The organism is Flintibacter sp., assembly GCF_046973065.1.
Genome location: NZ_JBKVXZ010000083.1, coordinates 1 through 10,410, shown reverse-complemented (window position 1 = coordinate 10,410; position 10,410 = coordinate 1). Strand labels below are relative to the sequence as shown.

Annotated in this window: 10 protein-coding genes, 1 pseudogene and 1 riboswitch; of the genes and pseudogenes, 7 read left to right on the top strand and 4 right to left on the bottom strand. The window is 58.0% G+C overall.

Translation table 11 applies throughout. The features are described 5' to 3' along the window. From ACLTXB_RS18015 to ACLTXB_RS17985, 7 genes are all read left to right on the top strand, one after another. Window positions 1-608 (top strand): phosphoribosylformylglycinamidine cyclo-ligase (locus ACLTXB_RS18015; RefSeq protein ID WP_428227896.1); only part of this gene is annotated, 608 nt, incomplete at its 5' end. Between the two features lie 12 nt (window positions 609-620). Beyond that, window positions 621-1,250: a phosphoribosylglycinamide formyltransferase gene (gene purN / locus ACLTXB_RS18010; RefSeq protein WP_428227895.1), complete on the top strand. Its 630-nt coding sequence runs from the start codon at window positions 621-623 to the stop codon at window positions 1,248-1,250. A 36-nt stretch (window positions 1,251-1,286) separates the two neighbouring features. Continuing rightward, window positions 1,287-1,364: riboswitch (ZMP/ZTP riboswitch) on the top strand. A 54-nt stretch (window positions 1,365-1,418) separates the two neighbouring features. After that, entirely contained in the window at window positions 1,419-2,126 is a 708-nt protein-coding gene (locus ACLTXB_RS18005; RefSeq protein WP_428227894.1) for an IMP cyclohydrolase, read from the top strand. A gap of 47 nt (window positions 2,127-2,173) precedes the next feature. Then, a complete protein-coding gene (locus tag ACLTXB_RS18000) occupies window positions 2,174-3,148 on the top strand; it encodes an immunity protein Imm33 domain-containing protein (protein ID WP_428227893.1) in 975 nt (324 codons plus the stop codon). A gap of 6 nt (window positions 3,149-3,154) precedes the next feature. Continuing rightward, window positions 3,155-4,327, top strand: a complete 1,173-nt coding sequence (locus tag ACLTXB_RS17995) for a phosphoribosylaminoimidazolecarboxamide formyltransferase (protein WP_428227892.1) — start codon at window positions 3,155-3,157, stop codon at window positions 4,325-4,327. Window positions 4,328-4,557: 230 nt separating this feature from the next. Next, window positions 4,558-5,814, top strand: a complete 1,257-nt coding sequence (gene purD / locus ACLTXB_RS17990; RefSeq protein WP_428227891.1) for a phosphoribosylamine--glycine ligase — start codon at window positions 4,558-4,560, stop codon at window positions 5,812-5,814. Beyond that, window positions 5,811-6,482 carry an HAD family hydrolase gene (locus ACLTXB_RS17985; protein WP_428227890.1) on the top strand — a complete coding sequence of 224 codons (672 nt, stop codon included), beginning with the start codon at window positions 5,811-5,813 and terminating at the stop codon, window positions 6,480-6,482. The genes purD and ACLTXB_RS17985 overlap by 4 nt, the downstream gene beginning before the upstream one ends. Window positions 6,483-6,527: 45 nt before the next feature. Here ACLTXB_RS17985 and ACLTXB_RS17980 read toward each other — a convergent pair whose 3' ends face one another. The 4 genes and pseudogenes from ACLTXB_RS17980 to ACLTXB_RS17965 all read right to left on the bottom strand — a co-directional run bounded on the left by ACLTXB_RS17980 (window position 6,528) and on the right by ACLTXB_RS17965 (window position 10,196). Then, window positions 6,528-6,986, bottom strand: coding sequence for a low molecular weight protein-tyrosine-phosphatase (locus tag ACLTXB_RS17980; protein ID WP_428227889.1), 459 nt, complete (start codon window positions 6,984-6,986; stop codon window positions 6,528-6,530). Between the two features lie 88 nt (window positions 6,987-7,074). Beyond that, window positions 7,075-7,422 (bottom strand): annotated as a pseudogene (locus ACLTXB_RS17975) (DUF1016 N-terminal domain-containing protein); the annotation flags it as partial. Between the two features lie 128 nt (window positions 7,423-7,550). Beyond that, on the bottom strand, window positions 7,551-8,297 hold the full coding sequence (locus ACLTXB_RS17970; protein ID WP_428227888.1) for a metallophosphoesterase family protein: 747 nt from the start codon (window positions 8,295-8,297) through the stop codon (window positions 7,551-7,553). Window positions 8,298-9,170: 873 nt separating this feature from the next. Beyond that, the gene (locus ACLTXB_RS17965) at window positions 9,171-10,196 is read right to left on the bottom strand and encodes a PfkB family carbohydrate kinase (protein ID WP_428227887.1); all 1,026 of its coding nucleotides are present in this window, start codon (window positions 10,194-10,196) and stop codon (window positions 9,171-9,173) included. Window positions 10,197-10,410 lie beyond the last annotated feature (214 nt).

The following is a 10,410-nucleotide window of genomic DNA, read 5'->3' as shown; positions in this document are numbered from 1 at the left end:
ACCCCGGCCTCATGCCCGATGAGGACTACGATGTGGCCGGCTTCTCCGTGGGTATCGTAGACGAGGAGAAGATCATCGACGGCAAGCACTTGGCTGAGGGTGATGTGCTCATCGGTCTTGCTTCCACCGGTGTCCACTCCAACGGCTTCTCCCTGGTGCGCAAGGTCTTTGACGTGGAGCACGCCGACCTCACCTCCCCCATGGACGAGCTGGGCGGCAAGAGCCTGGGCGAGACCCTGCTCACCCCCACCCGCATCTATGTCAAGGCCATTAAGGCCCTGCTGAAGGAGGGTGTGGACATCCACGCCATCAGCCACATCACCGGCGGCGGTTTCTATGAGAACGTGCCCCGCATGATGACCGAGGGCCTCACCGCCCAGATCAAGCTGGACTCCTTCCCCCGCCTGCCCATTTTCGACCTCATTGAGAAGAAGGGCGGCATCCCCGAGCGTGATATGTACAACACCTTCAACATGGGCATCGGCATGATCCTGGCCCTTCCCGCCCAGCAGGCCGCCCAGGCCCTGGAGATCCTGAAGGCCGCCGGCGAGCAGGCCTACCAGATCGGCCAGGTGGTCTCCGGCGAGGCTGGGGTGGAGCTGGTCTGAGGAGGTGCTCCCATGGCAAAGCGCATTGCCGTGCTGGTCTCCGGCGGCGGCACCAACCTTCAGTCTCTGATTGACGCCCAGGCCCGGGGTGAGATCGTGAACGGCGAGATTGCTGCTGTCATCGCCTCCAACCCCGACGCCTACGCCCTGGAGCGTGCCAAGAAGGCGGGCATCCCCACCTATGTGGTGGCCCGGAAGTCCTACCCCTCCAGCCAGGCCATGACCGTGGCTCTGGTGGAGCAGCTCCAGGCGCTGCATATCGACCTGGTGGTGCTGGCCGGTTTCATGGTCATCCTCACCAGCGAGATGGTACAGGCCTTCCCCAATGCCATTTTGAACGTCCATCCTGCCCTGATCCCCTCCTTTGCTGGTCCCGGCTGCTACGGACTTCATGTCCACGAGAAGGCCCTGGAGTACGGCGTGAAACTGTCGGGCGCCACCGTGCATTTTGTCTCCGAGGAGTGCGACGGCGGCCCCATCGTTGCCCAAAAGGCGGTTGAAGTGCTGCCCGACGACACACCCGAGGTGCTGCAGCGGCGGATCATGGAGAACTGCGAGTGGAAGCTGCTTCCCCAGGCCGTGTCTCTGTTCTGTCAGGGACGGCTGAAGGTAGAGGGCCGGACTGTCCGGATTCTGGACTGATCCCCCTTTTCGGTGCGCCCGCCCCTTTACAATGTAATCAAGCGGCATAACTGACGGAAGTGGAGTGACCACGGGGAGTGCCGCCTCTGAGAGCCGACCGTCTGGGCGCACCCGTTTGCACAAACGTGGTGCGCCCATTTGCTTATTTTGTGAAAAGGAGCTTACGTTATGGAACTTCTGAATTTTAACGACCTGCTGCGCAGCCACCCCTACCCCGGCCGTGGCATCATGCTGGGCAAGTCCGCCGACGGCGCCAAGGCCGTGGTAGTCTACTTCATCATGGGCCGCAGCGAGAACAGCCGCAACCGCATCTTTGAGGCCACCGAGGACGGCATCCGCACCCGGGCCTTTGACGAGAGCAAGATGGTGGACCCCTCCCTCATCATCTACCACCCCGTGCGCAAGGTGGGCGACACCCTGGTGGTCACCAACGGCGACCAGACCGACACCATCCGGGACGGCCTGCTGGAGGGCAAGAGCTACATCGAGGCTCTCCGCACCCGCTGCTACGAGCCCGACGGCCCCAACTACACCCCCCGCATCTCCGGCGTGGTGGAGAAGGACGGCGCCTTCTGCCTGTCCATCCTGAAGAGCGCCGACGGTGACCCCAGCTGCAACCACCGCTACTTCTACGAGTACGACGCCCCCCTGTCCGGTGAAGGCCGCTTCATCCACACCTACCAGGAGAACCTGGACCCCCTGCCCTCCTTTGAGGGCGAGCCCCGCCGGGTGGCCATCTCTGCTCCCGACGCTCAGGCTCTGGCCAAGGAGGTTTGGGAGAACCTGAACGAGGACAACAAGGTCTCCCTGTATGTCAGCTACATTGACCTCTCTTCGGGTCAGGCGGACACTGTGATCATCAACAAGCACCAGTAAGAAGGAGGCCCCCATGCTCTTGACCGACCCCATTCTGGAATTTCAGCGTGCCCGAGCCGCCGCTGCCTTCCAACCCCCGGTGCTCTGCTCCTCCAAGGCCTTTCCCCTTCTGCCTGAGCAAGGAAGATCAGCAGGCCGCCCGCACTCATCTGTCTGAGGTGTTCGGCATCACCGATAAGGACAGCCTGATCGCTTTCTGCCAGAACACGGTGCACATCCACCAGGAATATCTGGATTTTGAGTCCTTCTGGGAGGACCGCCCCAATTTCTCTCTGGATGAGCTGACCCCTCAGGCCCTGTCCGGCTTCCAGCGCCTGTCCGACTTTGCCCGGCAGTTCCAGCCCATTGTGGGCCGCCGAGGCTTTCTGGCCTGGGACATCAGCGAGACCCTGGGCTATCTCCGCTCCGCCTGTGCCTGCGAGCTTATCTCCATGGAGGAGTACCAGGAGCTGTCCCAGTATTGGGTAGACCAGGCCGCCGCCTTCCACAGCTGGGATGAGTACGCTGTGGACCTGGTATGCGGCGCCGCCTACTGGGCTTTCCGCATTGGAGGCGAGCAGGACGCCGTCTCCTACCGGGATCTGAACCTGCGCTTGGTGCGGGACCTGCTGGGCAGCAAGCAGGCTTGGTGCGGCCGCATGTGGCCCCGTCCTGCGGGAAAGAGCTATAAACTTTCCGAGCCGGAAATGCGGCCTCTCCTGAAGGATTGGGACGGCCCCGCCGCCTGTCTGGCTACCGACGAGATCACTGTCTCCGGCAAACCGGTAGGCTACTGCTACCGGGAAAAGCCGGAACGGGAGGGTCAGGACAGCGGCTGGCGCTTCTTTGCCGCTGTGGAGAGCGAAGAGTACCTCAGCGACCCCTCCCACATCGGAGTCTACTCCCTCAACACCATCTGCAATTATGACCCCGACCTGATCCCCCTGCTCAGCGCTCCCTACGGCAGTGCCTTTGCCCGTGGTGAGGACGGAGCCTTCCACTATGAACCCCTCAATCCCCAAGATTCCGATCAGAAAGGATGAAATACGATGACCGAACTGGAACTGAAATACGGCTGTAACCCCAACCAGAAGCCCGCCCGCATCTTCATGGAGGAGGGCGAGCTGCCCCTGAAGGTGCTCAACGGCAAGCCCGGCTACATCAACTTCATGGATGCCCTCAACTCCTGGCAGCTGGTCAAGGCCCTGAAGCAGGCCACCGGCCTGCCTGCCGCCGCCTCCTTCAAGCACGTCTCCCCCGCCGGTGCCGCCCTGGGTCTGCCCCTCACCGACGTGGAGCGCCATATCTACTTTGCCCCCGAGGGAGAGCTCTCCCCCATCGCCTGCGCCTACATCCGCGCCCGCGGTGCTGACCGTCTGTGCTCCTTTGGCGACTGGGCCGCTCTCAGCGACGTGTGCGACGCCGATACCGCCCGTTTCCTGGCCGCCGAGGTATCCGACGGCATCATCGCCCCCGGCTACACCCAGGAGGCTCTGGAGATCCTGAAGACCAAGCGTAAGGGCGGCTACAACGTGGTGGAGATCGACCCCAACTACACTCCCGCTCCTGTGGAGCGCCGCAACATCTTCGGCATCACCTTTGAGCAAGGCTACAACGACCTGGACATCAACGAGGAGATGCTTCAGAATATCGTCACCGCCAACAAGGACCTGCCCCAGCAGGCCAAGCACGATATGCTCCTCTCCCTCATCACCCTGAAGTACACCCAGTCCAACTCCGTGTGCTACGTGAAAAACGGCATGACCATCGGCGTGGGCGCCGGCCAGCAGAGCCGCATCCACTGCACCCGTTTGGCCGGCAACAAGGCCGACATCTGGTGGCTGCGTCAGCATCCGAAGGTCCTGGGCCTGCAGTTTGTGGACAACATCCGCCGTCCCGACCGGGATAACGCCATTGACATCTACATTTCCGATGAGCACGATGACATTCTGGCCGACGGTGTGTGGCAGAACACCTTCAAGGTGAAGCCTGAGGTGCTCACCGACGAGGAGAAGCAGGCCTGGATCGCTCAGATGTCCGGCGTGACCGTGGGCTCTGACGCCTTCTTCCCCTTCGGCGACAACGTGGAGCGCGCCCGCAAGTCCGGCGTACAGTACATTGCCCAGCCCGGCGGCTCCATCCGTGACCAGCAGGTCATCGACACCGCCGACAAGTACGGCATGGTGATGGCCTTTACCGGCATCCGGCTGTTCCATCATTAAAAATACCTCTAGGGGGGACGTTGTCCCCCCTAGATACGAACTTGGTTCCCAAGGAAACCAAGTTCGATCCCCCCCTCAAGGGCCGGGCATGTTCTGCGGAACATGCAGATGCGCTGACGCGCTCCGGCCCTCGCGGGCGGTAACCAGTTCCCCCCGCGTGCCCCCCTCCGCTCTCCGAGGGGAATTGGCGACAATTTTAGGCCTTTCTCTTACTAAATGAGGTGTTTGATATGAAAGTATTGGTAGTCGGCGGCGGCGGCCGTGAGCACGCCATCTGCTGGAAACTGGCTCAGAGCCCCAAGGTAACCGAGCTCTACTGCGCCCCCGGAAACGGCGGCATCGCCCAGGTAGCCACCTGTGTTCCCATCAAAGCCACCGATGTAGACGCCATGGTATCCTGGGCCAAGGAAAATGCCATGGACTTTGTCATGGTGGCTCCCGATGATCCTCTGGCTCTTGGTATGGTGGACGCCCTGGAGGCCGCCGGCATTCCCGCCTTCGGCCCTCGTGCCAACGCTGCCATCATTGAGGCCAGCAAGGCGTTCTCCAAAGAGCTGATGAAGAAGTACCACATCCCCACCGCCAAGTATGAGACCTTCACTGAGATGGACAAGGCTCTGGCCTACATCGACGAGCAGGGCGCCCCCATTGTAGTCAAGGCCGACGGTCTGGCTCTGGGCAAGGGCGTGGTGGTGACCTCCACTGTGGACGAGGCCAAGACCGCCGTCCGTGAGATGATGGAGGACCATAAATTCGGCCAGAGCGGCTCCACTGTGGTCATTGAGGAATGCATGGTTGGCCCCGAGGTCACCGTGCTGGCCTTCTGCGACGGCGAGCACCTGGTCCCCATGCTGTCCTCCCAGGATCACAAGCGCGCCTATGACGGCAACCTTGGCCCCAACACCGGCGGCATGGGCGCCTTCTGCCCCTCCCCCAAATACACTCCCGAAATCGCCAAGGAGTGCATGGAGAAGATTTTCCTGCCCACCGTGGCCGCTCTGAAGGCGGAAGGCCGTCCCTTCAAGGGTGTCATCTACTTCGGCCTGATGCTCACCAAGGACGGTCCCAAGGTGGTAGAGTACAACGCCCGCTTCGGCGACCCTGAGACCCAGCCCCTGCTGTCCATGCTGGACAGCGACCTCATGGACATCTTTGAGGCCTGCGTGAACGGCACCCTGGACCAGGTGGAGGTCAAGTGGAAGGACGGCGCTGCCTGCTGCATCGTGCTGGCTTCCGGCGGCTATCCGGTGAAGTACCAGAGCGGCTATCCCATCTCCGGTCTGGAGGAGGCGGGTAAGTCCGCCACCGTGTTCCACGCCGGTACCAAGCGCCAGGAGGACGGCACCATCGTCACCGCTGGCGGCCGTGTGCTGGGTGTGACTGCCCTGGGCGCTGACCTGGACGAGGCCATCTCCAACGCCTATGCCGCCTGTGCCCCCATCTCCTTCCAGGATATGCACATGCGCAAGGACATCGGTAAGGTATGAGTCAGCTTGCTCTCCAGGGCGTTGTCTTCGATGTGGACGGCGTTCTCTTTGATACGGAACGACTGACCAACCAGACCTGGTTGGCCGTAGGAAAGGAACTTGGCTGGCCCCAGATCGGCGAGTATTATCTGGAATTTGTGGGACAAAACCGCACGGATATTCATCAGAAAATGCTGGACCTCTTTGGCCCAGAGTTCCCAAAAGAGGAGTTTATGAAGACCTGCTCTGCCTATTCTCAGGCCAGAATGGAGCGGGAAGGCGTTCCCATGAAGCCAGGAGTACGGGAAATTCTGGACTTTCTGAAGGCCCGGAATATCCCCATCGCTTTGGCCACCTCCACCGGTCGGGAACGTACTTTGCGCCGCATGGAGCTAACCGGCCTCGGTTCCTACTTCTCCGCCATCATTACCGGCGATCAGGTGGTCCACAGCAAGCCCGACCCGGAGATCTACCAGCTGGCCTGCCGGGCACTGGGCACGGATCCCGCCCAGACAATTGCTGTGGAGGACTCCCGCAATGGAATTCTTTCCGCTTCTCAGGCAGGAATGAAGGTTATTATGGTTCCTGATATGATCCCCCCTACTCCGGAACTGGATGCACTGCTCTTTCGCCGCTGCGCCAGTTTGCTGGAGGTACGGAACTTTTTGATTCAGCAGCTGGATTCTTGATTCTTAAAACAGAGGACCGACCCCATAGGGTCGGTCCTCTGTTTTTTAACGTCCTTTTTTTAATTCCTCCAGCAAGCCCTGACACCCCTCCAGCACATCCTGGTACGTAGTCTCAAAATCTCCGGTGTACCAAGGGTCGGCCACCTGGCCGGGACGATCCGTATAATCCATCAGCAGATGGATCTTTCCCTCCGGGTCCCCCCCACAGATTCGGGTCATATTGCGCAGATTGGCCTGATCCATACCAATCAGCAGATCATAGTCGGAATAGTCGGCCTTTTTCATCTGCTTGGCCGCATGCCCTTGGCATCCGATCCCATACTCGGCCAGCTTTCGCCGTGCCGGAGGATAAACTGGGTTTCCGATCTCCTCTGTGCTGGTGGCGGCAGAGTCTACCTTGATTCGCTCCTCCAATCCCGCTTTCTTCACCAAATCTTCCATGATAAAGCGAGCCATTGGGCTTCTGCAAATATTGCCGTGACAGATGAAAAGTATCTTGATCATACTCTGTACGCTCCAAATCATTACGATTGAACTCAGTATAGCACTGATTCTCAAGCTCGTCGAGTTGCATTTCCAGATGGGCGTTAGACTTGATCTTCCTTTGAAGTTCTGCCTTTGACCAGCCAAACTGGCCGACAGCACGCAAGTACCATCGCCGTTCCTCTATTTCCAGCTTTGCTTCCAGAATAACCACATTCTGCGTCCAGGCAATCTTCATGGCCAGCGCCAGCAGCTCGGCATTTCCTGCATACATCCGATAAAACTCCCGCATCCGGCGCAGGTTACGAGGGGAGAAGCCGGAAACGTCCGGAAAACGGCTGTGTAGGTACTCAGCTGCAGCGACTGCCGCACCTTTTTCCGCACGCTCACAAACCAGGCGTCCAAGTTCGCAGTACAGCTTCATCTGGGACAGTCCTACGTCAACAGCCGCATCCATAGCGGTAAACATGTCAGAGTAATCGATGTTCTTACGGATGTTCATGGTCTCTCCTTTCCAACACCTACCTTATCTAAAACAGGCCAAAGAGAAACGCAGGGGTATCTCCTGCCCTTCTCTTTGGCCTGTTACACCACTTGTACCATCTGCTCCCAGAGCAGCACGAAGCGGTCGTCGATCATTCTATTGTCGTGGTAATGTCCGAACAGCCAGTAGTGGAACTTGGCCTTTTCTTTGACTTCCTCCAGAAAGTCCGTCAAGTGGTCGTGAACATAACCACCATCTCCTAGTATGTCTACGATGCTGCTTGGGGCACAGTGAGTGACCACATAGTCTACTTTATAATGAATGCGTTCCAGATTGCGCCGTGCCTCCTCATACTCCGACTTGCTGGGAAGCTCCTGTTTCCACCAGGAGTGGTGGTTCACCCGGAAGCGGGCACCCATTCTTCGGAGGGCCCAATACTGTTCTTCAAAATCCAGTGCTTTGGGATTCAGAATACCATCGTCAATATCGTGGCTCCTGGCTCCGCCCATTGTGAAGAAGGAATATCCCTGCAGATCAAAGACCTGCCCTCGCATCAGATGGATTACATGAGGCCGAATCCGCTGGACTTTTCCGCCGTTCCATTCCTCTATGGGGTATTTCCTGAGCAGGTCGAAGTTTTCGTGGTTCCCGCTGACAAACAATGTGGTAAACGGCAGGTTTTCCAGCCGGTCTAGGCTGCGGGCATCCTTTTTGCCGCCTTCCCATACACCGCCGAAGTCGCCGCAGATGATCATAAAATCATCCCTGGTCATTTGAGCCTGCTCTGGGAAGTGTTCTGGAGTAAACCGCTGAAAGTTACCGTGGGTATCGCCAGTACCTGTTTCCATTCATCATAAGAAACTACAGACAATCTTGTGCTTTTATCAGGCTGTTTTGTGTATGCCAGATATGTAATTTTCATTGCTCTTACCTCCAAAAAGTTTGAAAATAAACTATTTTCAAGCTTTTAGAGGGTGGAGAGCGGCAACCAACAGCTCGATACCGCTTATGTCGAACCATTACGAAATTTGACCCGGCAGGCGGAGGCTTATTAGATTTTTCGCAAAACTCCCGTTGTCTTCTTTCCCTTTTTGGCGTTTTTGGTTCTTTCTTGGCAAAAAAAGTCGAAGAAAAAGAGGGCGCAAGTGATTGGATAATCACTTGCGCCCTCTTTGGACAGCTTATGCTGTTTTGCATCTCTCCACCCATAAGCGGCGGAGAACAATCAAAAGGGATGGTTTCCCACTGGCTCTCTCTTTCACCGCTATGGGAGACGAGTAAGGTAGCTGGAGCTACATTTCTTGATACCCACTCACGGTATCCATTGTCATATTTTTAAAATTCTCCATATCCTTACCAACTACCGAGGGTTCCTTTATCAACCAACGCATTTTTTACGTAAGCCAATCCGACTACCAACAAGTCAATCTCAACTTCATCAAGAATTGCGATATATAGCATTCGCTTGTTTTTTCATGGCAGCACATATTTATTACATGCAGTGGATCCACCATACAATTTCTCACCATTTTATAGCTCATGCTTTTCCTCGACACTGCTTTACTCTGAAGCCACCTATAATCTACCTGCAGGAGCCCTAGGCAATATTACTTGGTATTGGAGTTCATTCGCCGTATTCTTTCATATTGCGTAGTTTGTAGTTTTTAGTGAAAGAGATCCATACAACCTTATAAGAATGAAGGAGAAATTCCAAAATCAACTCAGCGCTGGATGCGGCCGGAACCGTCGCCGCTGGCCAGCTTCTCCACCTCAGCGACGGTGACCATGTTGTAGTCGCCCTCGATGGTGTGCTTCAGAGCGGAAGCGGCCACGGCAAACTCCACGGCCTCCTGGCTGGACTTGCCGCTGAGCAGGGCGTAGATCAGACCGCCGCCGAAGCTGTCGCCGCCGCCCACGCGGTCGATGATGCGCAGCTCGTACTTCTTGGAGAAGCAGTACTCGTCGGAAGCCACATCGTACAGCATGGCGCTCCAGCCATTGTCGGAGGCGGAGTGGGACTCACGCAGGGTGATGGCCACCTTTTCAAAGCCGAACTTGTCGGCCAGCTGCTTGGCCACAGACTTATAGCCCTCGTGGTTGATCTCACCGGCGTAGATGTCGGTGGACTCGGCCTCGATGCCAAACACGTCCTTGGCGTCCTCCTCGTTGGAGATGCACACGTCCACGTACTGGCACAGCTCGGTCATCGCCTCCCGGGCCTGCTGACGGGTCCACAGCTTGCCCCGGTAGTTGAGGTCACAGGAGATCTTCACGCCGTGGGCCTTGGCGGCCTTGCAGGCCTGCTTGCAGGTCTCCACCAGGTTGGGGCCCAGAGCGGGGGTGATGCCGGTGAAGTGGAACCAGTCCACGCCCTCGAAGATCTTGTCCCAGTCAAAGTCGCTGGGCTGGGACTCCTGGATGGCGGAGTGGGCACGGTCGTAGATACACACGCTGCCCCGCTGAGAAGCGCCCTTCTCGTTGAAGTAGATGCCCACACGGTCGCCGCCCCGGACGATCATGGAGGTGTCTACACCGTAGCGGCGCAGGGAGTTGACGGCCGCCTGGCCAATGGCGTGGGCGGGCAGCTTGGTGACATAGGCGGCATCCAGACCGTAGTTGGCCAGGGAGACGGCCACGTTGGCCTCGCCGCCGCCGAAGGTGAACTCCAGGTGATCAGCCTGGACAAAGCGCTCGTAGTTATAGGGCTGGAGCCGGATCATCAGCTCGCCGAAGGTAACAACTTTCATTGTGCTCTACTCCTTATCACAAACTCAAATAGAATGGTTTTTCCCGATTATTTCTTCACCAGGTGTACGGCAAAGCCGGCCAGCTCATCCTTGAGGTAGATGGCCTTGGTGTTGCCCTTGGCATCGGTCTTGCGGCTGGACTCATCGAAGGTCACGCCCCGCAGACCCAGGTGGTAGACGGCCCGGTCCACGTTGTTGGTGCCGATGGCGATGT